Origin of the sequence: Herbiconiux dendrobii, assembly GCF_052048175.1 — a bacterium.
GTDB lineage: Bacteria > Actinomycetota > Actinomycetes > Actinomycetales > Microbacteriaceae > Herbiconiux.
This window is the reverse complement of record NZ_JBLZQV010000009.1, coordinates 43657-69996: the sequence shown is the minus strand read 5'-3', so window position 1 is coordinate 69996 and position 26340 is coordinate 43657. Positions and strand designations below refer to the sequence as shown.

29 protein-coding genes are annotated in these 26340 nt (G+C 70.6%); 20 read left to right on the top strand and 9 right to left on the bottom strand.

Annotation, left to right across the window (positions count from 1 at the left end; all coding sequences use genetic code 11):
• The first annotated feature begins 53 nt into the window (after nt 1-53).
• The 7 genes from ACN4JJ_RS19660 to ACN4JJ_RS19630 all read left to right on the top strand — a co-directional run bounded on the left by ACN4JJ_RS19660 (nt 54) and on the right by ACN4JJ_RS19630 (nt 2474).
• Entirely contained in the window at nt 54-515 is a 462-nt protein-coding gene (locus tag ACN4JJ_RS19660; RefSeq protein WP_291050288.1) for an ArsR/SmtB family transcription factor, read from the top strand.
• A gap of 36 nt (nt 516-551) precedes the next feature.
• On the top strand, nt 552-746 hold the full coding sequence (locus ACN4JJ_RS19655; RefSeq protein ID WP_291050286.1) for a helix-turn-helix domain-containing protein: 195 nt from the start codon (nt 552-554) through the stop codon (nt 744-746).
• 82 nt (nt 747-828) lie between these two features.
• Nucleotides 829-927, top strand: coding sequence for a 30S ribosomal protein bS22 (locus ACN4JJ_RS19650; protein ID WP_003792170.1), 99 nt, complete (start codon nt 829-831; stop codon nt 925-927).
• 83 nt (nt 928-1010) lie between these two features.
• Nucleotides 1011-1352 (top strand): hypothetical protein, encoded by a 342-nt coding sequence (locus tag ACN4JJ_RS19645; RefSeq protein WP_440711595.1) that lies wholly within the window; start codon nt 1011-1013, stop codon nt 1350-1352.
• A gap of 9 nt (nt 1353-1361) precedes the next feature.
• Nucleotides 1362-1622: a glutaredoxin family protein gene (locus tag ACN4JJ_RS19640; protein WP_440711594.1), complete on the top strand. Its 261-nt coding sequence runs from the start codon at nt 1362-1364 to the stop codon at nt 1620-1622.
• A complete protein-coding gene (locus tag ACN4JJ_RS19635) occupies nt 1619-1918 on the top strand; it encodes a Dabb family protein (RefSeq protein WP_440711593.1) in 300 nt (99 codons plus the stop codon). The genes ACN4JJ_RS19640 and ACN4JJ_RS19635 overlap by 4 nt, the downstream gene beginning before the upstream one ends.
• Before the next feature lie 7 nt (nt 1919-1925).
• A complete protein-coding gene (locus ACN4JJ_RS19630) occupies nt 1926-2474 on the top strand; it encodes a GNAT family N-acetyltransferase (protein WP_440711592.1) in 549 nt (182 codons plus the stop codon).
• Nucleotides 2475-2531: 57 nt separating this feature from the next.
• Here the strand turns inward: ACN4JJ_RS19630 and aspS are convergent, their stop codons facing one another.
• Genes aspS through ACN4JJ_RS19615 form a run of 3 tightly spaced genes read right to left on the bottom strand, consistent with a single transcriptional unit; the run spans nt 2532 to nt 5617 of the window.
• Nucleotides 2532-3848: an aspartate--tRNA(Asn) ligase gene (gene aspS / locus ACN4JJ_RS19625; RefSeq protein ID WP_440711591.1), complete on the bottom strand. Its 1317-nt coding sequence runs from the start codon at nt 3846-3848 to the stop codon at nt 2532-2534.
• A gap of 22 nt (nt 3849-3870) precedes the next feature.
• Complete coding sequence (locus ACN4JJ_RS19620) at nt 3871-4266, bottom strand: cupin domain-containing protein (protein WP_440711590.1); 396 nt, start codon at nt 4264-4266, stop codon at nt 3871-3873.
• A 43-nt stretch (nt 4267-4309) separates the two neighbouring features.
• A complete protein-coding gene (locus tag ACN4JJ_RS19615; protein ID WP_440711589.1) occupies nt 4310-5617 on the bottom strand; it encodes an aspartate aminotransferase family protein in 1308 nt (435 codons plus the stop codon).
• Between the two features lie 142 nt (nt 5618-5759).
• Between ACN4JJ_RS19615 and ACN4JJ_RS19610 the strand changes: the two genes are divergently transcribed.
• Entirely contained in the window at nt 5760-7277 is a 1518-nt protein-coding gene (locus ACN4JJ_RS19610; RefSeq protein WP_440711588.1) for a PucR family transcriptional regulator, read from the top strand.
• A 41-nt stretch (nt 7278-7318) separates the two neighbouring features.
• Here the strand turns inward: ACN4JJ_RS19610 and ACN4JJ_RS19605 are convergent, their stop codons facing one another.
• Nucleotides 7319-8830 carry a CoA-acylating methylmalonate-semialdehyde dehydrogenase gene (locus ACN4JJ_RS19605; RefSeq protein WP_440711587.1) on the bottom strand — a complete coding sequence of 504 codons (1512 nt, stop codon included), beginning with the start codon at nt 8828-8830 and terminating at the stop codon, nt 7319-7321.
• Between the two features lie 409 nt (nt 8831-9239).
• Here ACN4JJ_RS19605 and ACN4JJ_RS19600 point away from each other — a divergent pair, with 409 nt between their 5' ends.
• From ACN4JJ_RS19600 to ccsB, 5 genes are read left to right on the top strand one after another with little or no spacing between them, the layout of a single operon-like run.
• Nucleotides 9240-9884 (top strand): histidine phosphatase family protein, encoded by a 645-nt coding sequence (locus ACN4JJ_RS19600; protein ID WP_440711586.1) that lies wholly within the window; start codon nt 9240-9242, stop codon nt 9882-9884.
• The gene (locus ACN4JJ_RS19595) at nt 9881-10513 is read left to right on the top strand and encodes a TlpA family protein disulfide reductase (RefSeq protein ID WP_440711585.1); all 633 of its coding nucleotides are present in this window, start codon (nt 9881-9883) and stop codon (nt 10511-10513) included. Before ACN4JJ_RS19600 ends, ACN4JJ_RS19595 begins: the two co-directional genes overlap by 4 nt.
• Nucleotides 10514-10517: 4 nt before the next feature.
• On the top strand, nt 10518-11282 hold the full coding sequence (locus tag ACN4JJ_RS19590) for a cytochrome c biogenesis CcdA family protein (RefSeq protein ID WP_440711584.1): 765 nt from the start codon (nt 10518-10520) through the stop codon (nt 11280-11282).
• On the top strand, nt 11266-13068 hold the full coding sequence (resB, locus tag ACN4JJ_RS19585) for a cytochrome c biogenesis protein ResB (RefSeq protein ID WP_440711583.1): 1803 nt from the start codon (nt 11266-11268) through the stop codon (nt 13066-13068). The genes ACN4JJ_RS19590 and resB overlap by 17 nt, the downstream gene beginning before the upstream one ends.
• Nucleotides 13069-13077: 9 nt before the next feature.
• The gene (gene ccsB / locus ACN4JJ_RS19580; protein ID WP_440711582.1) at nt 13078-14142 is read left to right on the top strand and encodes a c-type cytochrome biogenesis protein CcsB; all 1065 of its coding nucleotides are present in this window, start codon (nt 13078-13080) and stop codon (nt 14140-14142) included.
• 24 nt (nt 14143-14166) lie between these two features.
• On the opposite strand, the gene ACN4JJ_RS19575 is transcribed toward ccsB, so the two are convergent.
• On the bottom strand, nt 14167-15168 hold the full coding sequence (locus tag ACN4JJ_RS19575; protein WP_440711581.1) for an o-succinylbenzoate synthase: 1002 nt from the start codon (nt 15166-15168) through the stop codon (nt 14167-14169).
• Nucleotides 15169-15288: 120 nt separating this feature from the next.
• Here ACN4JJ_RS19575 and ACN4JJ_RS19570 point away from each other — a divergent pair, with 120 nt between their 5' ends.
• From ACN4JJ_RS19570 to ACN4JJ_RS19560, 3 genes are read left to right on the top strand one after another with little or no spacing between them, the layout of a single operon-like run.
• A complete protein-coding gene (locus tag ACN4JJ_RS19570; protein WP_440711580.1) occupies nt 15289-16206 on the top strand; it encodes a 1,4-dihydroxy-2-naphthoyl-CoA synthase in 918 nt (305 codons plus the stop codon).
• A gap of 43 nt (nt 16207-16249) precedes the next feature.
• Nucleotides 16250-17443: an AMP-binding protein gene (locus ACN4JJ_RS19565; RefSeq protein ID WP_440711579.1), complete on the top strand. Its 1194-nt coding sequence runs from the start codon at nt 16250-16252 to the stop codon at nt 17441-17443.
• Nucleotides 17444-17486: 43 nt separating this feature from the next.
• On the top strand, nt 17487-18461 hold the full coding sequence (locus tag ACN4JJ_RS19560) for a 1,4-dihydroxy-2-naphthoate polyprenyltransferase (protein ID WP_440711578.1): 975 nt from the start codon (nt 17487-17489) through the stop codon (nt 18459-18461).
• Nucleotides 18462-18495: 34 nt separating this feature from the next.
• Here the strand turns inward: ACN4JJ_RS19560 and ACN4JJ_RS19555 are convergent, their stop codons facing one another.
• Entirely contained in the window at nt 18496-18816 is a 321-nt protein-coding gene (locus ACN4JJ_RS19555; RefSeq protein ID WP_440711577.1) for a DUF4229 domain-containing protein, read from the bottom strand.
• A 171-nt stretch (nt 18817-18987) separates the two neighbouring features.
• Between ACN4JJ_RS19555 and ACN4JJ_RS19550 the strand changes: the two genes are divergently transcribed.
• The 3 genes from ACN4JJ_RS19550 to recQ all read left to right on the top strand — a co-directional run bounded on the left by ACN4JJ_RS19550 (nt 18988) and on the right by recQ (nt 23294).
• Nucleotides 18988-19335, top strand: a complete 348-nt coding sequence (locus ACN4JJ_RS19550; RefSeq protein ID WP_440711576.1) for a PLDc N-terminal domain-containing protein — start codon at nt 18988-18990, stop codon at nt 19333-19335.
• The gene (gene menD / locus ACN4JJ_RS19545) at nt 19332-21077 is read left to right on the top strand and encodes a 2-succinyl-5-enolpyruvyl-6-hydroxy-3-cyclohexene-1-carboxylic-acid synthase (protein ID WP_440711575.1); all 1746 of its coding nucleotides are present in this window, start codon (nt 19332-19334) and stop codon (nt 21075-21077) included. The genes ACN4JJ_RS19550 and menD overlap by 4 nt, the downstream gene beginning before the upstream one ends.
• Before the next feature lie 126 nt (nt 21078-21203).
• Complete coding sequence (gene recQ / locus ACN4JJ_RS19540) at nt 21204-23294, top strand: DNA helicase RecQ (protein ID WP_440711574.1); 2091 nt, start codon at nt 21204-21206, stop codon at nt 23292-23294.
• Nucleotides 23295-23373: 79 nt separating this feature from the next.
• On the opposite strand, the gene ACN4JJ_RS19535 is transcribed toward recQ, so the two are convergent.
• Together ACN4JJ_RS19535 and ACN4JJ_RS19530 are read right to left on the bottom strand one after the other, a co-directional pair.
• Nucleotides 23374-24135: a DUF305 domain-containing protein gene (locus tag ACN4JJ_RS19535; RefSeq protein ID WP_440711573.1), complete on the bottom strand. Its 762-nt coding sequence runs from the start codon at nt 24133-24135 to the stop codon at nt 23374-23376.
• On the bottom strand, nt 24132-24842 hold the full coding sequence (locus tag ACN4JJ_RS19530) for a thioredoxin-like domain-containing protein (protein ID WP_440711572.1): 711 nt from the start codon (nt 24840-24842) through the stop codon (nt 24132-24134). The genes ACN4JJ_RS19535 and ACN4JJ_RS19530 overlap by 4 nt, the downstream gene beginning before the upstream one ends.
• Before the next feature lie 124 nt (nt 24843-24966).
• On the opposite strand from ACN4JJ_RS19530, the gene ACN4JJ_RS19525 reads away from it, so the two are divergent.
• Nucleotides 24967-25677, top strand: coding sequence for a lysophospholipid acyltransferase family protein (locus ACN4JJ_RS19525; protein ID WP_440711571.1), 711 nt, complete (start codon nt 24967-24969; stop codon nt 25675-25677).
• 137 nt (nt 25678-25814) lie between these two features.
• Here the strand turns inward: ACN4JJ_RS19525 and ACN4JJ_RS19520 are convergent, their stop codons facing one another.
• Entirely contained in the window at nt 25815-26324 is a 510-nt protein-coding gene (locus ACN4JJ_RS19520) for a winged helix-turn-helix transcriptional regulator (protein ID WP_440711570.1), read from the bottom strand.
• Nucleotides 26325-26340: the final 16 nt, after the last annotated feature.

The window sequence follows — 26340 nt, the reverse complement described above, 5'->3', positions numbered from 1 at the left end:
CGCCGCACCCGCGAGGTGGCGCGGATCCGGGGCGGCACCACTACCCTGGACGCATGGCCGACATCTTCTCCGTGATCGCTGACCCCACCCGGCGCCAGTTGCTGTCGCTGCTGCTCGAACGGTACGTCTCGGCCGACCCGGTGAGCGCATCCGGGGCCGCGGAGGGCGAGTTCAGCGTGTCGGAGCTCGTGTCACAGCTGGAACTGAGCCAGCCCACCGTCTCCAAGCACCTCAAGGTGCTGCGCGACGCCGGCCTCGTGGTGGTGCGCGAAGAGGGGCAGCACCGCTTCTACCGCATCGACGTGTCGCCGCTGGAGGAGGTGGAGGACTGGATCATCCCGTTCCTCTCGGCCGATTTCGACACCGCCGAAGAAGACGAGCTGTGGGAGAACGCCTCCGACGCCGTGAAGTCGGCCGCGGCCGCCTTCGGCCAGAACGTGGGTCGCCGTGCGGCGGCCACCACGCACGCGGTGAAGTCGGTCACCGACGACCTCGTCTCCAAGTTGCGGCGGTAAGTACCCAAGCTGCGGCGCTGACGCTATAGTTTCGCCATGGCTGCAGAACTGGACGACGTGCGCTTCCTGACGGTCGCCGAAGTCGCCGAGATGATGCGGGTCTCGAAGATGACGGTCTACCGTCTGGTGCACTCCGGCGAGCTGCCGGCGATCCGCTTCGGCCGGTCGTTCCGGGTGCCCGAGTCGGCCGTCGCCTCGGCGGTCAGCAACCACATCGCCGATTCGGCCTAGCGGTAGCTGGTACACTTCTCCGAGGCTCTTTTGCCCCTGACCGCCGATCTACGCGGTCATCCCCAATACGTGTGAGGTCTCAGTGGGTTCCGTAATCAAGAAGCGTCGCAAGCGCATGGCGAAGAAGAAGCACCGCAAGCTGCTTCGCAAGACCCGCCACCAGCGTCGCAACAAGAAGTAGACGAGTCCTCTCGTCTCGCTTCTGCGAGCAGGGCGCCAGGCTTCGGCTTGGCGCTTTTTGCTGTGCGGGCGTGTGATGGAGTCATGACGCCCGTGCCGCCCGCCGCTGTGCCTCCCGCCGCCGTGCCCGAGTACTGCGCCACCCTCGTGGTGCGCGATGCCGTCACCAAGCTCGAGGCGCTGGCCGTGATCGCCCTGGCGGTCGACCGGCCGGTCTCGGATGCGCACACCGTGCACCCCTTCATCGAACTCGAGGGCGGCGCGCGTGCCGAGATCGAGATCCCGAAGTTCGGCGAGCCGCCGCCGCTGGCCATCGACGTGTACTCGACGCTGAGCCAGGATCACGCGGCGATGAGCGCGCTGGCGCTGCTCGGTGTGCTGGAGACGGCCACCGCGTGGACCGTGAAGCCCGACTTCGTTCTCTAGGCTGGGTTCGTGGCATCCGTCTCCCTCACCCTCATCGGCAAACCAGGCTGTCATCTCTGCGACGACGCCCGGGAGGTCGTGCGCGGGGTGCTCGCCGAGCTGCCGGAGGTGGAGGTCTCGGTGAGCGAACTGTCGATCCTCGACGATCCGGCGTTGCTCGACGAGTACGCCGAGGAGATCCCCGTGCTGAAGATCGACGGGCGCGTGCACACCATCTGGCGGGTCGAACCGGCCCGGCTCCGAACCGCCCTGTTGGAGGCCTCCGCATGATCCGTCACGTCGTCGCATGGAAGGTCGCGGCCGAAGACGCCGAGCAGAAGGCGGCCGACGTGGCCACCATCGTGGGGCTGCTCTCGGCACTGCCCGCCGTGATCCCGTCGATCTCGACACTCACGGTCGGTGGCAACATGGCCTACTTCGACTCGAACTGGGACGTCGTGCTGGTGGCCGACTACGAGACCCTCGCCGATCTCGACGCGTACCAGACGCATCCGGCGCACCTGGCCGCGGGGCCGCAGATCAAGGCCCTCGTGTCGGCTCGGGCGTCGGTCGACTTCGAGCTCTGAGGCGCGCGTGCTGACCGACCGGTTGGTGCTGCGCCGCTGGCGGGCGGCGGATCGGGAGCCGTTCGCGGCGATGAACGCCGACCCGGCGGTGATGGAGTTCTTTCCGGCGCCGCTGTCACGCGCGCAGAGCGATGCGCTGGCGGAGCGCGCCGACGGCTCCTTCGAGGCGTTCGGCTACGGCCTGTGGGCGCTCGAGCTGCGCGAGACGGTCGAGTTCGTGGGGTTCACGGGGCTGGCGCCGATGTCCGAGGGCGTTCCGGGAGCCGGGGGAGTCGAGGTGGGCTGGCGCTTGGCGCAGCCGTTCTGGGGCCGCGGACTGGCGACGGAGGCGGCGCAGGCCGCCCTGCGGTTCGGCTTCGAGGAGGCCGGGCTGACCGAGGTGAATTCGATCACCGCGGTGGTGAACGTGCGCTCGCGGGCCGTGATGGAACGGCTCGGGATGCGCGAGGCCGGCCGCTTCGAGCATCCGCGGGTGCCGGTAGGTTCTCCGCTTCGGCCCCACGTGCGGTACACGATCGGGATTGACGGGGAGTTCGGTTCACAAATGCAGAAATAACGAAGAGCGACCCCGTATAGGGCGTCGCTCTTCGTTATTTCTGCAGATTCGAACCGACTACGGGGTGAGGCGGGTCGGGCCGCGGAAGAGGTAGACGACCTCGCGCAGGTTCGTCTGGTGCAGCATCAGCATCAGCACGCGGGAGAGGCCCATGCCGAAGCCGCCGTGCGGCGGCACGCCGTAGCGGAAGAAGTCGAGGTAGAAGCCGAGCTCCTCGGGGTCGAGCCCCTTCTCCTTGGCCTGCTCGATCAGCACCTCGACGCGGTGCTCGCGCTGGGCGCCGGTGGAGATCTCGACACCGTTGTAGACGAGGTCGTAGCTGTTGGTGATCGACCCGTCGGCGGCGTTCCGCATGTGGTAGAACGGCCGGATGCTCGAGGCGTAGTCGGTGAGGAACACGAAGTCGTGCCCGTAGGTCTCCTTGACGTAGGCCGCGATCTGGCGCTCGCCCTCCGGGTCCATGTCGTCGTCCTCGCGGGGCACGACGTAGCCGCGGTCGGCGACGATCTGCTTCGCCTCGGCGAGCGGTATGCGCGGGAACGGCTGCGTGGGCACCTCGATGTCGACGTCGAAGAGCGCCTTGATCTCCTCGCCGTGCTTCTCCTTCACCGCGCGGAGACCGGCGACCATGAGGTCTTCGTGCAGCTGCATGACGTCTTCGTGCGAGTCGATCCAGGAGATCTCGGCGTCGACCGAGGTGAACTCGGTGGCGTGACGCGAGGTGAAGGAGGGGTCGGCGCGGAACGCGGGGCCCACCTCGAACACCTTGCCGAAGCCGGCCGGCTGCGCCATCTGCTTGAAGAACTGCGGGCTCTGCGAGAGGTACGCCTTGGTCTCGAAGTACTCCACCTCGAACAGCTCGGCGCGCGACTCGCTCGCCGAGGCCATCAGCTTCGGGGTGTGGATCTCGATGAAGTCGTGCTCGACCCAGTAGGTGCGCCAGGCGTGCTCCAGCGTGGTCTGCACGCGGAAGACGAGGTTCTGCTCGGGGCGGCGCAGGTCGAGGAAGCGCCAGTCCATGCGCTTGTCGATGCCGGAGTCGGCCGCGATCGGCGTCTCGGGGATGGCGGCGGTGACGACCTCGAGGGTGGCGAGCTTCACCTCGATGCCGCCGAGCTTCACCCGCTCGTCGTGCTTGAGCTCACCGGTGACGGTGATGAACGAGCCCTGCGCGAGGCCGGAGATGGTCTCGGCCACGGCCTCGGTCTCCTCGGTGCGCGGGTTCACCAGCTGCACGGCGCCGGACTCGTCGCGGAGCACGACGAACTGCACCTTCTTCTGATCGCGCACCGTGTCGACCCATCCGGACACGGTGACGGGGCCGTCTTCGAGGGCGGCGAGGTTCTTGACGAGGGTACGGGAGCTGGTGGTCACGATCGGCAAGTCTACCCGCCGGTCAGGCGCCGGCCGGAGCGTGGGCCCCGAGCAGGTACACCTTGCGCAGCGTCTCGGTGACGGTCCAAGTCGTGTGGAGTCCCTCGCCGAGCCGGCCGATGGTGCCGGGCCCCAGGGTGAGCGTGTGCGGCCCGTCGGCGTCGGTGTACTCCACCGTCGCGCGCCCGGAGAGCACCACGAACACCTCGTCGGTCTCCACGTCGGTGGAGACGCCCGGCGTGATCTCCCACAGGCCGAACTCGACCTCGCCCACTCTGCCGAGTTCGGCCACGGCCGTGCTCGGGCTGCCGGAGACGACCTGCTCATCGGCGAGGGGCTCGTGGGGGAGCGGGACGGTCAGTGCCGTGGGCTGCAGGATCGCGGCTGAGGCGCCGGGTGCGCCGGATGCGTCGGTCATGAGGCGATGCTAGTCACGACGTACGACAGGGCGGCGTGCGACATCACAGACCCGTGTCCACCGAGCCGAGGGCCGCGTCGATGATCGCGAGCCCACGCTCGGCCTCCTCGGCCGAGATCACCGCCGGCGGCACCACGTGGATGCGGTTCTCGGCGAGGAACGGCAGCAGCCCGCGCGCCATCAGGTCGCTCTTCAGCCGGCCCATCGCGGCGGCGGTGAGCGGCGTCCGCGCCGAGCGGTCGGAGACGAGCTCGATCGCCCAGAACACGCCGGTTCCGCGCACCTCGCCCACCACCTCGTGAGCGGCGGCGAAGCGCTCGAGCGCGGGCCCGATCGTCGTGCGCCCGACCTCGCGGGCGTTCTCCACCACGCCCTCCTCGGCCATCGCGGTCAGGGCGCCGACGATGCTGGCGGCGGCCAGCGGATGCCCGGAGTACGTCAGTCCGCCCGGGAACACCCGCTCGTCGAAGTGGTGCGCGATCGGGCTGGAGATGAGCACGCCGCCGACCGGCACGTACCCCGAGTTCACGCCCTTCGCGAAGGTGATCAGGTCCGGAACCACGTCGAAGGCGTCGAACGCGAACCACTCGCCGGTGCGCGCGAAGCCCGCCATCACCTCGTCGAGGATGAGCAGGATGCCGTAGCGGTCCGCGATGGCGCGCACGCCGGCCAGGTAGCCGGGCGGTGGTACCAGCACGCCGGCGGTGCCGGGGACGGTCTCGATCAGGAAGGCCGCGATGGTGTCGGCGCCCTCGGACTGCACCACGCGCTCGAGGTGCTGCAGCGCGCGCTCGGTCTCCTGCTCGGGCGTCGTCGCCCAGAAGTCCGAGCGGTAGAGGTAGGGCCCGAAGGCGTGCACGTGGCCGCGGGCGTACTCGTTGGGCATCCGCCGCCAGTCGCCGGTCGCGACGACCGCGGCCCCGGTGTTGCCGTGGTACGAGCGGTAGTGCGAGACGATCTTGTCGCGCCCCGTGTAGAGGCGTGCCATCCGCATGGCGTTCTCGTTGGCATCCGCTCCGCCGTTGGTGAAGAAGACCTTCTCGAAGCCCTCGGGGGCGCGGTCGAGGATGAGCTGTGCCGCGCGGGCACGCGTCTCGTTGGCGTGAGCCGGGGCGACGGTGGCGAGCAGGGCGGCCTGCTCCTGGATGGCGGCGACGACCTTCGGATGCTGGTGCCCGATGTTCACGTTCACCAGCTGCGAGGAGAAGTCGAGGTACTCGCGGCCGTCGGCGTCCCAGACGGTGCAGCCGAGTCCTCCCGCGATGGGCAGCGGGGCGAGGGCGCCCTGCGCCGACCAGGAGTGGAACACGGTGGAGGTGTCGAGCGCGCGGATGGAGTCGTTGGTGGCCATGCCTTCAGTGTGAGCGCGACGCAATGATCGCCGTGATGCCAGAACGTCGAAGGCTAAGCTGGGAACTGGACGATTTGAAGCGGGCCGACGGTGCTGCGCGAATCGAACGGATGGCGGGCCCCCGCCCCGCGAAGGAGGACGGATGCCCGCGACGCTGCGCAGCATCCTGGCCCGCCGCGAGTTCCGGATGGAGCTGGTGGCCGGTGGCACCCTGCTCGACCCGGTGCTGGATCAGCCGCTCACCTGGGCGCACAGCTCCGACCTCGACGACCCGACGCCCTGGCTGGAGGCCGGACAGCTGCTGCTGACGGACGGCGCGCAGTTCGAACGCACGCCCGGCGAAGCCTTCGCCGCCGCCTATGTCGGCCGCCTGCGCGACCGGGGCGTGCTCGCGCTGGGCTTCGCCCGCGGGATCTGGCACGACGACATCCCGCCGGCGCTCCTGCGGGCCTGTGACGAAGCCGGGCTGCCGCTGTTCGCGGTGGCGACGGCGACGCCGTTCATCGGCATCATCCGCTTCGTGGCCGACGTGATCGCCGAGGAGCGGCGTGAGCGCCTGGAGTGGTCGCTGGAGGCCCAGCGGGCGATCGCGCGGGCGGCACTGCGCGTCGACGGTCTCGGCGCCATCCTGCTCGAACTCGCCGAACGGCTGGAGAGCTGGGTGGCGCTCTACGACTCGGCGGGCACGGCGGTGCGGGTCCCCGGGCTGGCGCCGGTGCCGGCCGAGCTGCAGCCGGTGGTGGAGGAGGCCGTGGCGCAAGCGCTCGGGCGCGGGTCGCGGGCGGGACTGCGCATCATCGACGAGGGCGGCGGCATCTCGCTGCAGACCCTCGGGCAGCGCGGGCACCTGCGCGGCGTTCTGGCCGTGGGCGCGTCGACGCCGCTGGATCCGGCCGGCAGCGACCTCGTGGCCAGCGTGATCGGCCTGGCCAGCATCGCGCTCGAACAGCGGAGGACATTGGATGCGGCGCGGCGGCGACTGCGCACGGGCCTGTTCGAGCTGCTGCAGTCCGGGGTCGTCGACGTGGCCGACCGCACGGCGGAGAGCCTGTGGGGGCCGCTGCCGCCCGAACCCGTGCGGGTGGCGCTCGTGGTGGGAGAGACGCCCGGGCAATCGCTGTTCGACGAGCTCGAGCTGCTCGCCGACCGCAACGCGGGGCGGATGTTCTTCGCCGAGCACGGCGACGAGACGCTCGTGATCACCCGCTACGACGAGCGCGACGAGGCGCATCCGCTGCTCCGTCGGCACGGACTGGGCGCCGGGTCATCCGGGCCCGTCGGCTGGAGCGAGCTGCCGCGGGCGCTCGCCGAAGCGCGGCACGCGGCCGCCGCCACGACCCGCGAGCGGCCCTTCGTCGACTTCGAGAACCTGGCCGAGCAGGGGTTGCACGGGCTGCTCGCGGCCTCGGGCGGCGCCGAGGTGGCGCGGCGCGTGCTGAGGCCGCTGCTCGAGCTGCCTTCGGGCGAACGGGAGACGCTACTGGCCACCCTGCGGGTGTGGCTGGCGCAGAACGGGGCCTGGGATCCGGCCGCACGCGAACTCGGCGTGCACCGCCACACCGTGCGTAACCGGGTGGATGCGGCCGGCGCCCTGCTGGGCGTCGACCTCGAGCGCTTCGCGGCCCGCGCCGAGCTCTGGGCGGCCCTGCAGCTCGTCTGAACTGCAGAGCCGCCATCCGCAGCCCGTGTCGGGGTGGGGACTCAGTTCTGGGGGAAGCCCAGGTTGATGCCGCCGTGCGAGGGGTCGAGCCAGCGCGAGGTGATGGCCTTCTGCTGGGTGAAGAAGCGCACGCCCTCGGCGCCGTGCGCCTTGGTGTCGCCGAACAGCGAGGCTTTCCAGCCGCCGAACGAGAACGTCGCGGCCGGCACGGGGATGGGCACGTTGATGCCGATCATGCCCACCTGGATCTCGTTCTGGAAGCGGCGGGCCGCTCCGCCGTCGTTGGTGAAGATGGCGGTGCCGTTGCCGAAGGCGCCCGAGTTGATCAGGGCGACGCCCTCGTCGTAGGAGGAGACGCGCACGATCGAGAGCACCGGACCGAAGATCTCCTCGGTGTAGACGCGGCTGGTCGTCGGCACCTTGTCGATCAGCGTCGGGCCGAACCAGAAGCCGTTCGGGTCGCCGTCGGGCTGCACGTCGCGGCCGTCGACCACCACGGTGGCGCCGTCCTGCTCGGCGATCTGCACGTAGGAGGCGACCTTGTCGCGGTGCGCCTCGGTGACCAGCGGGCCCATGTCGCAGCCGCGGCGGCCGTCGCCGATGCGGAGCCCGGCCATCCGAGAGCGGATCTTCTCGATCAGCGGATCGGCCACGGGCTCGACCGCCACCACGACCGAGACGGCCATGCAGCGTTCGCCGGCGGATCCGAAGCCCGCGTTGATGGCCGAGTCGGCCACCAGGTCGAGGTCGGCGTCGGGCAGCACGAGCATGTGGTTCTTGGCCCCGCCGAGGGCCTGCACGCGCTTGCCGTGCTTGGTGCCGGTCTCGTAGACGTACTGGGCGATGGGGGTGGAGCCGACGAAGGAGATGGATGCGACATCCGGGCTGGTCAGCAGGCCGTCGACGGCCTCCTTGTCGCCGTTCAGCACGGTGAAGACGCCGTCGGGCAGACCGGCCTCCTTCCACAGCTGCGCGAGCCAGATGGCGGCCGACGGGTCTTTCTCGCTGGGCTTCAGGATGACGGTGTTGCCGGCCGCGATGGCGATCGGGAAGAACCACATCGGCACCATGGCCGGGAAGTTGAAGGGGCTGATGATGCCCACCACGCCGAGCGGCTGCTTGGTGGAGTACACGTCGATGCCGGTCGAGACCTGCTCGGAGTACTCGCCCTTGAGGTGGTGCGCGAGGCCGGTGGCGAACTCCACGACCTCCTGGCCACGGGCGATCTCGCCCAGGGCGTCGGAGAGCTCCTTGCCGTGCTCGGCCGTGATGATGGCGGCGAGCTCGCCCTTGCGCGAGTTCAGCAGCTCGCGGAACGCGAACAGCACCGACTGGCGCTTGGTGAGCGAGAGGTCGCGCCAGGCCGGGAACGCGGCCTTGGCCGAGGCGATCGCCGCCGCGATCTCGTCCTGATCGGCCAGGGCGACCTGCTTGGTCACCACGCCGAGTGCGGGGTCGTAGACGGGAGCCGTGCGGCCGGAGGTCGAGGGGTGCTCGGCGCCGTCGATCCAGTGCGGGACGACGGGGACGGGGAAGTCGATCGGTGCGGACATGGAATACCTCGGCGTCTCGTTCTCGAAAGGGGGTCGAGTGCGAGCGTAAGCCGGGCATCCGGGCGCAGGCCGGGCCGGACTGTCGATCGAGCGGGCGTCAGCTGGACGAATGGTCGAAGCGGGACGGGCCGGTCGATCGACCCCGGGATCAGCGGAAGCTGGGAACGGCGCGGTAGCCGTCGACGCGGAGCGTCTTGACGGTGGCGACGATTCCGGCGACGGAGATGAGAGCGAATGCGGTGAGGGTGATGAGGGTCATGATTTAGCCTTTCTGAGATCAATTATTCGCGCGACAACCGTTGAGCACAATCGCATAGTTCTACATATCTCGTGTAGTAGAACTTCATGATGGTAAGGAGCATCCGGCTCTCGGCGGATACACGGCAACACCGCTCGTAGACTGGATGCCGTGCCCGCCAGCCAGATCCATCTCGTCCGCCACGGCGAAGTCTTCAATCCCGATCACGTGCTGTACGGGCGCATCCCGGGGTTCGGCCTCTCCGAGCTCGGCCGGCGGATGGCGCAGGCGGCCGCCGACGACCTGATCGCGCGCGATCGGCCGATCGCCCGGCTGTACACCTCTCCCCTGCAGCGGGCCCGCGAATCCGGTGAGCCGATCGCTCTCGGGCTCGGCCTCGATCCGCTCATCGAAGAGCGCATCATCGAGCCCACCAACGCCTTCGAGGGGCGCCGGATGTCGGGCCCCGGCGGCGCGCTGCGCGATCCGCGGATGTGGCGCTTCTTCTACAACCCCTGGCGGCCCTCCTGGGGCGAGTCGTTCACGAGCCTCTCCACCCGGATGCTCGCGGCGATGACGGATGCGCACGCCTCGGTCGAGTCGGGCGACGTCGTGATGGTCAGCCATCAGTCGCCGATCTGGATCGCGCACCGCACCATCGTGGGGGAGTCGCTGCCGCACGACCCGCGCAAGCGCCGCTGCGCGCTGTCGAGCATCACGAGCTTCGAACGCCGGGGAGACCGCTTCGCGGAGGTCGGGTACTCCGATCCGGCAGCGCCGCTGGCCGCCACGGCAACCGATGTGGGGGCGGTGTGAAGCTGCGACTCGCGCTCGCCGCCGTGGTGGCCGTGGGCGCACTGGCGCTGGCCGGCTGCACCAACGACCCGCTCGCGCAGCAGTACCTCGACGGCAGCGGCAAGGGCTACATCTCCGGCGACGGCACCGTCACCGAGGTGAACGAGGCCGACCGCGGCGAGCCGGTCGAGTTCACCGGCACCGACGAGCAGGGTGAGACCGTCAGCTCCAGCGACTACGCCGGCCAGGTACTGGTGCTGAACTTCTGGTACGCTGGCTGCGCGCCGTGCCGCGCCGAGGCCCCCGACCTCGAGAAGCTGAACCAGCAGTTCGACGGTTCGGGCGCATCCTTCCTCGGTGTGAACGTGCGCGACCAGGCCGACACCGCAGCCGCCTTCTCGAAGACCTTCGGCATCAGTTATCCCTCGATCGTCGACACCGACGGCGCCATGCAGTTCGCGTTCTCGGGCACGGTGGCGCCCAATGCGGTGCCGACCACTCTGGTGCTCGACACCGAGGGGCGCGTCGCGGCGCGCATCCTGGGCCGGGTGAGCGACCCGTCGATCTTGGAGACGCTCATCAAGTCGAGCCTCGGCGACACCTCGACGCCGGCGGCCACGCCGAAGCCCGCCGCCGTCGGGGCGGACTGAGCCCGTGGGCAATCCCTTCGCCGAGATCGTGCTCAGCGGGCAGTTGCTGCTCGCCATCCCGATCGCCCTGCTGGCCGGGCTCGTGTCGTTCGCCTCGCCGTGCGTGCTTCCGCTCGTTCCGGGCTACCTCGCCTACGTGGGCGGCATCTCGGATGCCGGTGCGCGCGCCGAGGGCGGGTCCCGCAAGGCGGGCCGGCGACGGATGTTCCTCGGCATCGCCCTGTTCATCCTCGGGTTCTCGGTGATCTTCCTGGCCTACTCGGCGGCGTTCGGCGCCCTCGGCACCTGGCTCGTCGTCTGGCAGGACGCCATCACGCGCATCATGGGCGTGGTCGTCATCGTGCTGGGGCTCGTGTTCATCGGCCAGTTCAGCTTTCTGCAGCGCACCTTCAAGCCCTCGTGGCGGCCGGCGACGGGACTCGCCGGTGCTCCGATCCTGGGCATCGTGTTCGGCCTGGGCTGGACGCCGTGCATCGGCCCGACGCTCGGCGCGATCCAGGCACTCAGCCTCACCAGCGGCTCGGCCTGGAGCGGCGTGCTGCTCGGCCTGTTCTACTGCATCGGCCTCGGCGTGCCGTTCCTGCTGGTGGCCCTCGGGCTCGACTGGGTGACCGGATCGGTGTCGTTCCTGAAGCGCCACATCCGCACCATCAACATCATCGGTGGCGCCCTTCTGGTCGCGATCGGCGTGCTCATGGTGAGCGGGCTCTGGACGATCTGGATCTACCAGCTGCAGGCGGTGATCAACGGCTTTGTCTCGCCCATCTGATCACTACGACTCCGCGGAGCCCGGCGCCGGCAAGCGCGGCGGTTTCGACGGCCGCGCCGCATCCGGTTCCGGCTCGTCCGGGTCATCCGGCTCCGATGACATCACGCAGCCCAAGCTGGGGTTCGTGGGCTGGTTGCGGTTCTTCTGGCGGCAGCTGACGAGCATGCGCACGGCGCTGTTCCTGCTGCTGCTGCTCGCGCTCGCGGCGGTGCCCGGATCGCTCGTGCCGCAGCGCGCGGCCGACCCGAACGGTGTCACGCAGTACTTCGTCGACAACCCCGACCTCGCGCCGGTGCTCGACAAGGTGCAGGCCTTCGACGTGTACACCTCGGTGTGGTTCTCGTCGATCTACCTGTTGCTGTTCGTCTCGCTGATCGGCTGCGTGGTGCCGCGCACCAAGCACCACTTCGACGCGTTGCGGGCGAAGCCGCCGCGCACCCCTGCGCGGCTGTCGCGGCTCGCGGGGTTCACGACGCGCGACATCGTGGGTACCGCGGAGGCGGCATCCGGATCGGGCGCCTCGTCGGTGGCTTCCCCCGTCTCGGCCGCCTCGGTGGTCGACTCGGCCCGCGTGCTGCTGAAGCGCCAGCGCTACCGCACCGTCGTGTTCACGGGTGTCGACAAGAAGACCGGGCTGGAGACCGCCTCGGTCTCGGCCGAGCGCGGCTACCTGCGCGAGACCGGCAACCTGGTGTTCCACGGCGCGCTGGTCGGCATCCTGCTCACCGTCGGGATCGGCGGCGGTTTCGGGTACAGCGGCCAGCGCGTGGTGGTGGAGGGGCAGACCTTCGTGAACACGCTGCTCGCCTACGACTCGTTCAATCCCGGCCGGTTCTTCAGCGACGACCAGCTCTCGCCGTACTCCATCACCCTAGACTCGTTCTCCGCGACCTATGAGACCGAGTCGCTGAAGGCCTTCGGGCAGCCGCTGGACTACACGGCGGCGGTCACCACCACGCAGGCCGATGGAACCGCGTCGGCCGAAGACATCAAGGTGAACAGCCCGCTGAAGATCGGCGGCACGGACGTGTACCTGCTGGGCAACGGCTACGCGCCCACCATCACGGTGCGCGACACCGAGGGGAACGTGGTGTTCACCGACTCGGTGCCCTTCCTGCCCCAGGATGCCAACCTCACCTCGCTCGGCGTGGTGAAGGTGCCGGACGGACTGGCCGACCAGCTCGGCATGATCGGATTCTTCTACCCCACGCAGTCGCAGTCCGCCTCGGGGGCGTACTTCTCCACCTTCCCCGACCTCGAGTATCCGGTGCTCACGCTCAACGTCTACGACGGCGACCTGGGCCTGGACGGCGGCGTGCCCGCATCCGTCTACTCGCTGGACACCGACAAGATGAACCAGCTCACCGGCGGCGCCACGGGGGTCGACTCGATCGAGCTCAAGCCGGGCGAGACCGCGTCGCTGCCGAACGGTCTCGGCACGGTGTCCCTGGACGGCGTGAAGCGCTTCGCGTCGTTCGACGTGCACCACGACGCCACCCAGACCTGGATGCTGCTGTTCGCGATCCTGGTGCTGGGCGGCCTGCTGACCTCGCTGTTCATCCCGCGCCGGCGGGTGTGGGTGAAGGCCACGACGGGTTCCGACGGGAGCGTGCACCTCGAATACGCCGGTCTCGCGCGCGGTGACGATCCGCGATTGGTCGAGGCCGTCTCGGCACTCGCCGACCGCCACGCGGGGGCGTACGAACCGTTCTCCACAACCCCCGGTGACGGCGGGGTTTCTCCCCAGGTTCCCTCCTCCTCTCCGTCATCCGATCCGAAGGCTTAGGCTCTAGCTGTGACGCAAACCCTCGACGAGATCTCGATCATCCTCATCTACTCGGCCATGGCCGTGTACGCGCTCGCGTTCATCGCGTTCGCGCTCGATCTCGCGCGCCGTTCGTCCACCGTCAAGAAGGCCGTCGAGGCCGATGCGAAGGTGCCGGCGGTGGTGGGGGCGTCTTCCGCTGCCTCGGCCTCCGATTCCCCCGCGGGCTCGGCGGGGTCCGCTTCGACCGGGCTCCCGGCCTATCCGCCCGCCGCCTCGAAGGCCGACGACGACGCGGCCCTGGTGTCGCTCGCGGGTGTCGACGCCGCGGGCAAGCGCTCGATCGCGCTGCGGCTGGGCGTCTCGTTCACCATCATGGCGTTCGTCATCCAGCTCGGCGGCGTCATCCTGCGCGGCATCGCGGCCTCCCGGGTGCCGTGGGCCAACATGTACGAGTTCTCCATCACGGGAACGCTGCTGATCGTGGCGGTGTTCCTGGTGGTGCTGATCCGGCAAGACATGCGGTTCCTCGGCACCTTCGTCACGGGGCTCGTGCTCATCCTGCTCGGCATCTCCACCCTCCAGTACTACGTGGCGGTCGCGCCGCTTCCGCCGGCCCTGCAGTCGGCCTGGCTCGTCATCCACGTGCTCGTGGCCATCCTCGGCACGGCGTTCTTCGCGCTCGGCGGCGCGCTGTCGGTGCTGCAGCTGCTGCAGACGAAGGGCGACTCGGTGTCGCGGCTCGCCTCGGCGCTGCGTCTGCGATTCCTCAAGACGCTGCCGGATGCCGAATCGCTCGAGCGTCAGGCCTACCGGGTCAACATCGTCGGCTTCGTGTTCTGGACGTTCACGCTCATCGCCGGCGCCATCTGGGCCGAGCGCGCCTGGGGCCGCTACTGGGGCTGGGACACCAAAGAGGTCTGGACCTTCATCATCTGGGTCATCTACGCCGGCTACATCCACGCGCGCGCCACCCGCGGCTGGCGCGGCTCGCGGTCGGCCTGGCTCGCGATCGTCGGCTTCGCCGCCGTGCTGTTCAACTTCGGCATCGTGAACGTCTTCTTCAAGGGCCTGCACGCCTACTCGGGCCTGTAGGCGGCACCTGCGCGGTACCGCGGGTCAGCTGCCCGGCGCCAGGAGCGCGTAGCAGCGGGCGATGCGCTCGCGCCACCAGTGCTCGCGTTCGGCAGGGGCACGGTAGCGGGCCAGGAGTGCGGGGTCGGCCTCGGGGCGGGTGACCGGGATGCGGCCCCCGCGCGGCACGAGGCTCTCGCGCACGATGTCGCCCTCGAAGAGGTCGACGGTCGCCAGCCCGCAGTCGTAGTCGAGCTCGGGGAGCGCGGCCGCGAGGTGCGCGCCCATCGCGATGCCCACCGAGCTCTCCAGAGCCGAGGACACGACCGCGGGCAGCCCGGCCTCCCGCACGATCTCCAGGGCCCGGGCGACGCCCCCGAGCGGCTGCGCCTTCACGATCACGAGATCGGCGGCTCCGGCGCGGGCCACGGCGAGCGGATCCTCCGCCTTGCGCACGCTCTCGTCCGCCGCGATCGGGATGTCGAGATAGGCGATCCGCTCGCGCAGCTCGGCGAGTTCGGGCACGCTCGCACAGGGCTGCTCGACGTACTCGAGGTCGAACTCGGCGAGCCGGTGCACGGCGTGCTCGGCCTCGTCGACGTTCCAGCCGCCGTTGGCGTCGATCCGGACGCGCCCTTCCGGCCCGACCGCCGCCCGGGCGGCGCGCACGCGATCCACGTCGTCGTCGAGCACCTGGCCGCGCTCGGCCACCTTCACCTTCACGGTGCGGCAGCCGTCGTAGTGCGCGAGCACCCGCTCGACCTCGGCCGCGGGCACGGCGGGCAGGGTCGCGTTGACCATGACCTCGGAGCGCAGCGGCGCCGGTGTCGCGCTCCAGCCGAACTCCACGGCGGCCCGCAGCCAGCTCGCCGCCTCCTCGTCGCCGTACTCGGGAAACGGCGAGAACTCCGTCCACCCCTCCGGTCCCTCGAACACGGCGAGCTCCCGCACGCTCTGCCCCCGGAACCGCGTGTGCAGCGGAATCGCCACCACCCGCACCCGCTCGAGCAGTTCGGCCAGGTCGGGAACGTTCGGCTCTGAAGTCACTGTGGCAGTCTCCCACCAGTTGCCCCGAGCCGGTTCTGCACAGGCGGTCGACCTCGGAGATCCGTCCACAGCTTCGGCCTCGCCGCAGGCGGGTGCAAGCCGGAGCGTAGGCTTTCGGGTATGAGCGAACGCACCACCGTCAGCGACATCTTCGACCCCGAGCAGTGGGTCGTGGCACCCGGCTCCGAGGGGTTCACCGACATCACGTACCACCTCGACATCGAGGGGCGCGTGGCGCGGATCGCGTTCGACCGGCCCGAGGTGCGCAATGCGTTCCGGCCCAAGACGGTCGACGAGCTCTACGCAGCGCTCGACGACGCCCGGCAGAACCCGCGGGTGGGCGTGGTGCTCATCACCGGCAACGGGCCGAGCCCGCGCGACGGCGGCTGGGCCTTCTGCAGCGGGGGCGACCAGCGCATCCGGGGCCGTGACGGCTACAAGTACTCCGAAGAGGAGACGGCGGCGGGCATCGACACCGCGCGCTCGGGGCGGCTGCACATCCTCGAGGTGCAACGGCTCATCCGCTTCATGCCCAAGGTCGTCATCGCGGTGGTCCCCGGCTGGGCGGCCGGGGGCGGGCACTCGCTTCACGTGGTCTGCGACCTCACCATCGCCAGCGAAGAGCACGGCAGGTTCAAGCAGACGGATGCCGACGTCGGCTCGTTCGACGCCGGCTACGGCAGTGCGTACTTCGCCCGGCAGATCGGGCAGAAGTTCGCCCGCGAGGTCTTCTTCCTGGCCGAGGAGTACAGCGCCCGCCGGGCCTATGAGATGGGCGCCGTCAACGCCGTCGTGCCTCACGCCGAGCTCGAGACGGAGGCGCTGCGCTGGGCGCGCGTCATTCTGGGCAAGTCGCCGACGGCGATCCGGATGCTGAAGTACGCCTTCAACGCGGTCGACGACGGGCTGGTGGGCCAGCAGGTCTTCGCCGGCGAGGCCACCCGTCTGGCCTACGCGAGCGACGAGGCGGTCGAGGGGCGCGACTCCTTCCTGGAGAAGCGGGATCCGGACTGGTCCGCCTTCCCGTACCACTTCTGATGCATCCTCTCGAGAATCCCATTCCTCCGGTCGCGGGCGCCTGATGCACCCGCTCGAGGTCGTCGACGGCGGAGACCCGCGGGCGGTGGAGGTGGCTCTGCGCCGCGCACTGGCCCACGAGGGTTCCGCCGTGCTGCCGCGCGACCCGCAGGCCGACGACCTGTTCGGCGCCGAGCTACCCCGCGAGGTGCCGACCGCGGTGTCGCTGGTGATCGAGACCTCGGGATCATCCGGCGCGGCGAAGCGCGTGGCCCTCAGCGCCGACGCGCTGCTGGCCTCGGCGGCGGCCTCCGAGGGTGTGCTCGGGGGGCCCGGTCAGTGGCTGCTCGCGCTGCCGACGCACTACATCGCGGGGGTGCAAGTGCTCGTGCGCTCGATCGCGGCCGGCACCGAGCCCGTCATCCAGCCGCTGGGGCACTTCACGCCCGAGCTGTTCGCCGCACTGGCGGGGCGGCTCGAGGCTCCGCTGCGCTTCAGCTCGCTCGTGCCGGCCCAGCTCGCCCGGCTGGTCGAGGCGGGGGAGCAGGATGCCGGCATCCGCCGGGCCGTCGCCCGTTTCGACACGCTCCTGGTCGGAGGGCAGGCCTTGCCCGACCCTCTGCACGAGCGAGCCACGGCTCTCGGCTACACCGTGGTGCGCACCTATGGTGCCAGCGAGACGGCCGGGGGCTGCGTCTACGACGGGCGACCGATCGGGCGAACGGTCGCCCGGATCGTCGACGGCGAGATCGAGCTCTCCGGCCCGAGTCTCGCCGAAGGATATCTCGACGACGACGAGCTCAGCCGACGATCGTTCCGCACCGAGGACGGCGTGCGCTGGTACCGCACCGCGGATGCCGGCACGGTGATCGACGGGGTGCTGCGCGTCACCGGTCGCGTCGACAACGTGATCATCTCGGGCGGCGTGAAGGTGCCGCTGGATCGCGTGGAACGGATCGTCCAGGGCGTGCCGGGCTACGAGGAGGCCGTGGTCGTGGGCCGCGACGACGAGCGCTGGGGGCAGGTCGCGGTGGTCGTCGTGGAGCGCTCGGGACGGGCATCCGTGGGCCGCTTCGAGGCGCCGCTGGCCGACGTCCACGCCGAGGAACTGCGCCACCTCCGCACCATCGTGGCCGAGGCCGCGGGGCGGCCGGCGGCACCGGCCGGCATCCTGCGGGTGGCCGAGCTCCCGCGGCTGTCGTCGGGCAAACCCGATCGGCGGGCCATCGCCGACTCGTTCACGGTTTCCCCCTGGTGACTCCAAGCTCCCGCCGTCGAGAAGCTGACTAGAATCAGCCCCGATGTCAGCTACGAAATCGAAGAAGCGCCGCTCCGGTCACCCCGCCCGTGCGCACGACCGCGGCCGTGGTGCCGCGTCCGGCCGCCCGGTGCGTCCCGCCGGCCCGAAGACGGCTGCGGGGGCGTGGATCGCGGGGGCTCGCCTGCGCACCCTGCCGCTGTCGATCGCCCCCGTGGCCCTCGGCACCGGCGCCGCCATGGTGATGACCGACATCTCCAAGGTGCTGATGGTGCTGTGCTTCTTGGTGGCGATCTTCCTGCAGATCGCGGTGAACTACTCCAACGACTACTCCGACGGGGTGCGCGGCACCGACGACGTGCGCGTCGGGCCGCCGCGCCTCACCGGATCGGGGCTCGTGCCGGCGAAGCGTGTTCTCGCCGCCGCCATCGTCTTCTTCGCCCTCGCGGGTGCGGCCGGTCTGGCGATCACCATCATCACGGGGCACTACTGGCTGCTGGCGGTCGGTGCGGCGGCGATCGCGGCGGGCTGGTTCTACACCGGCGGCAAGCATCCGTACGGCTACTACGCGCTCGGCGAGCTGTTCGTGTTCGTGTTCTTCGGGCTGGTGGCCACGGTGGGCACCACCTTCATCCTCGCGGACGACGTCAACACCGAGAGCTGGGCCGGCGGCGTGGCCGTGGGAGCCATCGCCTGCGCCGTGCTGATGGCCAACAACATCCGCGACATCGAGCAGGACAAGCTGGTGAAGAAGCGCACCCTCGCGGTGCTGATCGGCCGCACGGCGTCGCGCATCGTCTACGTCTTCTGGCTGCTGGTCGCCTACGCGGTGCTGGCGTTCTTCGCTCTGCTGTACCCGCTCGCCCCGCTGGTGTTCTTCACCCTGCTGGCGGCCGTGCCGGCGACGATCATCATGCTGACCGCCACGAAGCCGCGCGAGTTCGTGACCGCGCTCCAGCTCACGAGCCTGGTGGGCCTGGCGTACGGGATCGGCCTGGGCCTGGCCTTCGCCTACTGAGCTCCGCCTGCTGGCCTCCGCCTGCTGACTTCTCCTACTGGGCGGAGTCGGCGGGGCGGGCCGGGGCGGCTTCGGCCGAATCCACGGCCTGGTCTTCGACGTCCTCGTCCTCCGAGGTCTTCGCGGAGGGCTCGGTTCGCGCCTGACCTCGGTTCAGCCGGGCCTCGTGCAGCGTGCGGGAGGCCTCGTCTCGCGGCTTGCGCAGCGCGATGATCGAGATGCACAGCGCGATGACCGCGGCCACGATCGCGGCGATCCATCCCGGGATCTGGAGCAGCAGCAGCACCACGAGCACCGCGGCGAAGATGCCGACGCGGATGAGGGTGTACACGAGCCACGTTCGTCCAGGTTTCACGGCTCCGAGTCTAAGCCGGGCATCCTGACCGTGCGCTCGAAGCCCCATCCGCCCGCCCCGGCATCCGGCCGTCCGGGGGCCTGCGATCCCGCGCCGAGGACGGGGCGGGCACCCGGTGGGCGTACGGGTGACGCGCAGTCGGCTCACGGATGCCGGGAGTACAGTTACTGCATGGCTCGCGTACTCCTTGCCCTCGTCATCGTGGTGGTGGCGTTCACCGTGTACGCGCTCGTCGACTGTCTCATGCTGCCGAAGTCGCGCGTGAAGGCTCTGCCCCGAGTGGCATGGGTGTTCATCATCCTTCTCTTCACCCCCATCGGCGGCGTCCTGTGGTTGCTGATCGGCCGTGGCCGGCGTGTCACGACCCCGCCGCGGCGGGCGATGGGGCCCGACGACGACCCCGACTTCCTGGGCACCATCCGCCCCGTTCACGATCCCCTCGAAGACGAGCGGATCCGTGAGCTGGAGCGACGTCTCGCCGAGACGGACGACGAGGACAACGGCAGAACCGAACGGTGACCTCGAGTCCGGCCGCCACGAGCGCCACCCGGCTCGTGCGCGCGTTCGCGGCGCTCGGGGTGCAGCACGCGGTGGTGTCTCCCGGCTCGCGCTCGCAGGCGCTCGCCCTGGCGCTCGCCGAGCTCGAGCTCGAGGGGCGCATCGCGCTGCACGTGCGCATCGACGAGCGGGTCGCCGCCTTCACGGCGCTGGGCCTGGCGCGCGAGAGCGGGCGCCCCGCGCTGGTGGTCACGACCTCGGGCACCGCTGCGGCGAACCTGCTGCCCGCCGTCGTGGAGGCGAGCCACTCGGGCATTCCCCTGATCGCTCTGACGGCCGACCGGCCGGAGCGGCTGCGGGGCACCGGGTCGAACCAGACCACGTGGCAACCCGGGTTGTTCGGCCGTTTCGTGCGGCTCGAGCTCGACGTGCCGCCGGCGCTGCCCGGCGAGATCCCGGATGCGCGTGCGCTGGCGGAGCGGGCGTACGGCACGGCGACCGCCGGGAACGCCGCCGGGCCCGTGCACTTGAACCTGCAGTTCGTGGAGCCGTTGTCGGGCGAGGTGGAGCCCGAGGAACCCGCGGGTGGGGGAGGCGCTGCTGCGCCGCCGCCCTCGGCGGCACCTGCGGAATCAGGCGCTGCTGCGCCGCTCCCTTCGACGGTGCACCTGGCGGCCGGGCCCCGCACGGTCGTGATCGCCGGAGCCGACGCGGGCGAGCGCGCCAACGCCTTCGCCCTCGCGGCGGGCTGGCCGTTGATCGCCGAGGTCTCCAGCGGGGCCCGCTTCGGCCCCTGCCTGGTGTCGGGCTACCGCACCCTGCTCGACCACCCCGAGTTCGGCGGACGCATCGAGCGCGCGGTGGTGTTCGGTCATCCGACGCTCAGTCGTCAGGTTCCGGCACTGCTCGGGCGTGACGACGTGGAGGTCGTGGTGGTGCGAGGCGCCGGCGAACCGTTCGTGCCGCATCCGGATGCCGTGGTGGTCGACGAGGCGACGGCCGATCCCGACGACCGCGGCGACCGCGCGGCCCGCGCCTGGACGGGGCAGTGGGTGTTCGCCGGGCGGGAGCTGCTCGATCAGGAGTCGCAGGCCGACGAGGTGGCACCGCCGCTGCTCGGCGGCGCCGACGCCGGCCCCGGCGACGTGGCGGCCGCGCGCGCGTTCGCCAAGGCCGAGCTCGCGGCGCTGCGTGCGCCGGTGACCCGGCGATCGCTCGCGCTGGCGGTGTGGCGTGCGACCTGGCCGCACGACCGGCTGGTGCTCGGGGCGTCGCGGCTCATCCGCGAGCTCGACGCGGCCGCGGGCGGCAAGAAGATCACCGTGCACTCGAACCGCGGGCTCGCGGGCATAGACGGAACCGTGTCGACCGCGCTCGGTGTGGCGTTGGCCAGCCAGACCGGAGGTGTCACGGGTGCCGGGCGCGGCACGGCGGGCACGACCCGCGTGCTGCTCGGCGACCTCACCCTGCTGCACGACGTGGGCGCCCTGCTGCTCGCGCCCGGCGAGACGCGGCCCCGCATCCAGCTGATCGTCGGCAACGACGGCGGCGGCACCATCTTCGACGGGCTCGAGGTGGCGGCCACCGCGGCGCCCGCGCAGTTCGACCGCGTGATGTTCACCCCGCAGCAGGCTGACATCGCGGGGATCGCCGCCGCCTACGGCTGGCCGCACCGGGCGATCGCGACGCGGGGCGACCTCGACTCGGCGCTGGCGTCGCCGCCGGCCGGACCGAGCATCCTCGAAGTGCGCCTGGACCGCTGAGGCCGTGCGCGCCGGGGATGCCCGGGGCGCCCGGGACACCTCCGCACAGGAGGTGACTTTCCTGTGCAGACCGGGGCGGCCTGTGGACAACTCTCCGATGTCGCCCCCGCGAACTAGGCTCGACTCGTGACCCAGACATCAGCATCCGTAGCGCTCGACACCCTCAGCCGGGTGTTCGGCTACGACTCGTTCCGCGGCGACCAGGCCGAGGTGATCGACCACGTCATCGCCGGCGGCGACGCGGTCGTGCTGATGCCCACGGGTGCCGGCAAGTCGCTCTGCTATCAGGTGCCCTCGCTGGTGCGTCCGGGCACCGGGGTGGTCATCTCGCCCCTGATCGCGCTGATGCACGACCAGGTCGAGGCGATGAAGGCGGTCGGCGTGCGCGCCGCGTTCCTCAACTCCACGCAGGATGCCCGGGAGCGCGCCGAGGTCGAGCAGGCCTATCTCGACGGTGAGCTCGATCTGCTGTACGTGGCGCCCGAGCGATTGTCGGCCGAGAGCACGAAGCGCTTCCTCGAGAACGGGAAGATCGCGTTGTTCGCCATCGACGAGGCGCACTGCGTGTCGCAGTGGGGGCACGACTTCCGGCCCGACTACCTGGCGCTGGCCGAGCTGGCCGAGCGCTGGCCGACGGTGCCCCGCATCGCCCTCACGGCCACCGCCACCGAGGCCACCCACAAAGAGATCACGACGCGGCTCTCGATGGGCGAGGCCCGGCACTTCGTGGCCAGCTTCGACCGGCCGAACATCCAGTACCGGATCGATCCGAAGGGCGAGGTGCGCAAGCAGCTGCTCTCGTTCGTGCGCAACGAGCACCAGGGCGAGGCGGGCATCGTCTACGGGCTCTCGCGCAACACGGTCGAGAAGACCGCGCAGTTCCTGGCCGAGAACGGCGTCGACGCGATGCCCTATCACGCGGGGCTGGATGCCCGGGTGCGGGCGCGCACGCAGGCGCGCTTCCTGCGCGACGAGGGTGTGGTGATCGTGGCCACCATCGCGTTCGGCATGGGCATCGACAAGCCCGACGTGCGGTTCGTGGCGCACATCGACCTGCCGAAGTCGGTGGAGGGCTACTACCAGGAGACCGGGCGGGCCGGGCGCGATGGGCTGCCGTCCACGGCGTGGATGGCGTACGGGCTGAACGACGTGGTGCAGCAGCGGCGGATGATCGACGACTCGCCGGGCGACCTCGCCCACCGCCGGCGGCTCTCGGCGCACCTCGACGCGATGCTGGCGCTCTGCGAGACCGTCAGCTGCCGCCGGGTGAACCTGCTCGCCTACTTCGGGCAGAAGAGCGAGCCCTGCGGCAACTGCGACACCTGCATCACGCCGCCGGAGTCGTGGGACGGCACGGTGCCGGCGCAGAAGCTGCTCTCCACGGTGGTGCGGCTGGAGCGCGAGCGAAATCAGCGCTTCGGCGCCGGGCACCTGATCGACATCCTGCGCGGCAAGCGCACCGAGCGGGTCGGCCAGTGGAAGCACGACGAGCTCACCGTCTGGGGCATCGGCACCGACCTCAGCGAGCAGCAGTGGCGCGGGGTCGTGCGGCAGCTGCTGGCGCAGGGCCTGCTGGCCGTGCACGACGACGGGTACGGCACGCTCGTCATCACGCCCGAGAGCGCCGACGTGCTCTCGGGGGCGCGGACGGTGCAGCTGCGGCGGGAGCCCGAACGGGTGGCGTCGTCACGGGGGAGCGGATCGGGGTCGAGCGGATCGGGCGGCTCCCGCAGCGGGTCGGCCGCGAAGGCCGAGCTGTCCAGCGACGACGCCGAGCTGTTCGAGGTGCTGCGCGCGTGGCGCGCGGCGACCGCGCGCGAGCAGGGTGTTCCGGCCTACGTGGTGTTCCACGACGCCACTCTCGCCGCCGTCGCGGCGCAGCGGCCGGCCAGCGTCGAGGCGCTGGCGGGCATAGCCGGCATCGGTGAGCGCAAACGCGAGGCCTACGGTGAGGGCCTGATCGCGGCGGTCTCCTCGGGGGAGTTCATCGCCCCGGCCGGTGCGGCGGCGGCGTCCCCGTCGGCGGGTTCAAGCGGTGCCGCGGGAGGTGGATCGCGGCGATCGAATGCACGCGGTGCGTCGCCCGCGCGTCCCCGCCCGGGCTTCACGCAGGCGGAGGAGCCTCCGTTCGACGACGTCCCGCCCGACGAAGAGCCGCCGCCCTACGACGACATCCCGCCGTACGACGATCACGAGGCCCCGCCGCTGTACCCCTGACGGGCGCTTCCGCCGCTGTACCCCTGACGGGCGCTTCCGCCCCGGACCCCTGACGGGCGCGTCGGTCGCGGTGCGGGAGTCACTCGCGGGCGGCGAGCAGCTCCTGCATGTACTGGATCTCGCCGTTCTGGGCGAAGACGATCGCCTTCGCCAGAGCCAGCACCACGGGGTTGGTGGTGCGGGCGATCACGGCCTCCGCCATCTCGACACCGCCCTGGTGGTGGGCGATCATGAGCTGCAGGAAGAGCTTCTCGGCGTCCACTCCGGTGAGGGTCGAGAGGCGCGCGATGTCGTCGGAGCTCGCCATGCCGGGCATCGGATCGCCGGGAGCCATCTCCGCACCGGTCACAGCATCCGTCATCGTGCCGTCACCGCCGTGGGCGTGGTCGTCGGATCCGTCGAGTGTGGGCTGCAGCATCCACGTCATGGTGGGCTGCGACGAGGCCTGGGGGAGCTGCCAGAGGTTCAGCCAGCCGTACATCTGGCCCGATTGCTGGGCCTGCGAGGTGGCGATGTCGTAGGCGAGCGAGCTCACCTCGGGGTCGTCGCTCTGCTGGCGGATGATCATCGCCATCTGCACGGCCTGGTCGTGGTGCTGCTGCATGTCCCGGGCGAAGCCCGCCTCGACGCTGGTGTCCGACGGCGTCGCGATGCGCGGGGCCGCCAGCCAGCCGGCCGAGAACGCGGCGATGCCGATCACCACGGCGGCCACGACGGCGGCGATGACGACACGGCCCCGCGACACCCGCGAGGGGGCGTTCTGTGCGGCATCCGGATTCGGTGTGGATGCCGCCGGCGCAGCATCCGGACCCTTGGGGAAACCGGTCGCAGAGTCGCTCAAGCGACCTTCCCGGGGGCGTCGAGTCCGCCGGTGCAGGCCGCGCCCGGCTCGGGGGCGTCGTTCGAGCGCCAGAACTTCGTGACGAAGTCGCTGAGACGTTCGTCGTCGACGCCGTCCAGGTACACCTGGTTGCCCCAGGCCGAGGCCACGACCGGAGCGCTGAGGCCCGGGAACGGCGAGAGCACCACGTAGGTGTCGGGCAGCTCCGAGCGCAGCGTCTCGACACCCGCCTCGTCGACGACGGTGGGGTCGTAGGTGACCCACACGGCGCCGTGCTCGAGGGCGTGCACGGCGTTCTCGTTGGGAACGGCCTCGGAGTAGACGCCGCAGTTCAGCCACACGGCGGCGTGGTCGCCACCGGCGGGCGGGGTCATCGCGTAGTCGACCGACGTGGTGACGTGGTTCGAGGTGAGGTCGGGGTAGGTCTGCAGCTCTCCGATGGCGATCGATGCAGGATCGACCTTCGGCTCGGCGCTGGTCACCACGAAGCCGATCACCAGGGCGACCACGGCCACTCCCGCGACGCTGCCGCCGATCCAGGCGAAACGACGGTTGCGCTGCTGGCGCTTCTGCTCCGCCACCATCGCGGCGACCTTCTCGGCGCGGCGGGCATCGCGTTCCTGCTTGACGGTGAGCTTCTTCGCCTGCTCCTTCGCCTTCGGCGGGAGGGACGAGGAGGAATCGGGACGCGAGGGCACGGTGCTCATTTCGATCTGGGAGGAAAGGAGTTGACGCTACAACTATTCCCGAGGATGGCTGGAAAATCCATGTACACGAAGCGACCCGCCGCGCATAGCCGGAAGGGCATGCGATCCGTGTGAGGATCGGGGGATGTTCAAATCGGTTGCGAGGGGCGTCGTGCGGCCCATCGCCCGCGTGCTCTACCGGCCGACGGTGCAGGGTCGCGAGAACGTTCCGCGCACCGGACCCGTCCTGTTCGCCAGCAACCATCTGAGCTTCATCGACAGCGTCGTGATCACGCTGATCGCGCCGCGCGACGTGCGCTTCCTCGCGAAGTCGGAGTACTTCACCGGTGAGGGCGCCAAGGGGCGGCTCTCCAAGACCTTCTTCGAGTCGATCGGCGCCATCGCGGTCGACCGGGCCAGCAATTCGGCGGCCCAGGACTCGCTCGAGCGCGGCCGGGAGGTGCTCGAGGAGGGCGGCGCCTTCGCGATCTACCCCGAGGGCACCCGCTCGCGCGACGGCCGTCTGTACCGAGGCCGCACCGGGGTCGCCTGGCTCGCGCTCACCACCGGCAGCCCGATCGTGCCGGTGGCGCTCACCGGCACCGAGGAGCTGTTGCCCGTGGATGCCAAGGTGCCGCGCGTTCGGCCCGTCACCATCCGCTTCGGGGAGCCGATCAAGCCCGCCGCGTACGGGGAGGCGTCGTCGGCGCGCGCCCGGCGCAAGCTCACCGACGACGTGATGGCCGCGATCGGCGCGATGTCGGGGCAGGAGCTCGCCGGCGCCTACAACGAACCACCCGCGGCGAACGTGGTGGAGCGGGTGCGCCGCGCCCTGCACCGCAACGACCCGACCTGAGTCGCCTGCCCCGCCCCTCCCGACGCTCCGCGGGAGAGCGGATGGCGCGCTTGGGTCGCAAAAAGGCGTCTAAAACGGGCGCGTTGGACGTATTTTTGCGACCGAACGAGGTGGGTGTGCGGGGTCCGCGGGTACTGCTACCAGCGCTCGCGGGCGGCGGGGCCGGGGTGGAAGGTGACCTGGTTCTCGGCCACGGGGCGGCCATTCGGGTCGACGAACTGCAGGGAGAGGGCGGATCCGTCGGCGGCGTCGACCACCACGGAGGCCTGGCCGCCGGAGTAGGGGGCGTACTCGTCGCCCCACTGCGCCAAGGCGCCGAGCACGAGTGAGAGGCCGCGGCCCTTGTCGGTGAGGTGGTAGCTGGAGCGCTCGCGGGATCCGGCTTCGCGGTAGGCGTGCTTCTCGAGCACACCGGCGTCGACGAGCTTGCCGAGGCGCTGGGTGAGGATGTCGCTCGGGGCGCCGAGCGCGGTGCGGAACTCGGTGAAGCGGGTGCGCCCGCGGAAGGCCTCGCGCACGATCAGCAACGACCACTTCTCGCCGATCACGTCGAGCGAGCGCGCGATCTGGCAGCGGAGCTCCGTCTCGGCGGACGCGCCGGCGGCGGCTTCAGCGCCGTGCGGGTCATCCGGGACTGTCTCGCTCATGTGCTCAGATTACGCT

What these genes read in the sequence shown, in the direction of transcription:
- ACN4JJ_RS19660 (WP_291050288.1), top strand. Translation starts at nt 54, where the DNA reads ATGGCCGACATCTTCTCCGTGATCGCTGACCCCACCCGGCGCCAGTTG.
- ACN4JJ_RS19530 (WP_440711572.1), bottom strand. Translation starts at nt 24,842, where the DNA reads ATGAGCACCGTGCCCTCGCGTCCCGATTCCTCCTCGTCCCTCCCGCCG.
- ACN4JJ_RS19610 (WP_440711588.1), top strand. Translation starts at nt 5,760, where the DNA reads ATGCCCGCGACGCTGCGCAGCATCCTGGCCCGCCGCGAGTTCCGGATG.
- ACN4JJ_RS19620 (WP_440711590.1), bottom strand. Translation starts at nt 4,266, where the DNA reads ATGACCGACGCATCCGGCGCACCCGGCGCCTCAGCCGCGATCCTGCAG.
- ACN4JJ_RS19645 (WP_440711595.1), top strand. Translation starts at nt 1,011, where the DNA reads ATGACGCCCGTGCCGCCCGCCGCTGTGCCTCCCGCCGCCGTGCCCGAG.
- ACN4JJ_RS19560 (WP_440711578.1), top strand. Translation starts at nt 17,487, where the DNA reads ATGTCAGCTACGAAATCGAAGAAGCGCCGCTCCGGTCACCCCGCCCGT.
- ACN4JJ_RS19570 (WP_440711580.1), top strand. Translation starts at nt 15,289, where the DNA reads ATGAGCGAACGCACCACCGTCAGCGACATCTTCGACCCCGAGCAGTGG.
- ACN4JJ_RS19525 (WP_440711571.1), top strand. Translation starts at nt 24,967, where the DNA reads ATGTTCAAATCGGTTGCGAGGGGCGTCGTGCGGCCCATCGCCCGCGTG.
- ACN4JJ_RS19635 (WP_440711593.1), top strand. Translation starts at nt 1,619, where the DNA reads ATGATCCGTCACGTCGTCGCATGGAAGGTCGCGGCCGAAGACGCCGAG.
- ACN4JJ_RS19655 (WP_291050286.1), top strand. Translation starts at nt 552, where the DNA reads ATGGCTGCAGAACTGGACGACGTGCGCTTCCTGACGGTCGCCGAAGTC.
- ACN4JJ_RS19565 (WP_440711579.1), top strand. Translation starts at nt 16,250, where the DNA reads ATGCACCCGCTCGAGGTCGTCGACGGCGGAGACCCGCGGGCGGTGGAG.
- ACN4JJ_RS19615 (WP_440711589.1), bottom strand. Translation starts at nt 5,617, where the DNA reads ATGGCCACCAACGACTCCATCCGCGCGCTCGACACCTCCACCGTGTTC.
- ACN4JJ_RS19520 (WP_440711570.1), bottom strand. Translation starts at nt 26,324, where the DNA reads ATGAGCGAGACAGTCCCGGATGACCCGCACGGCGCTGAAGCCGCCGCC.
- ACN4JJ_RS19550 (WP_440711576.1), top strand. Translation starts at nt 18,988, where the DNA reads ATGGCTCGCGTACTCCTTGCCCTCGTCATCGTGGTGGTGGCGTTCACC.
- ACN4JJ_RS19605 (WP_440711587.1), bottom strand. Translation starts at nt 8,830, where the DNA reads ATGTCCGCACCGATCGACTTCCCCGTCCCCGTCGTCCCGCACTGGATC.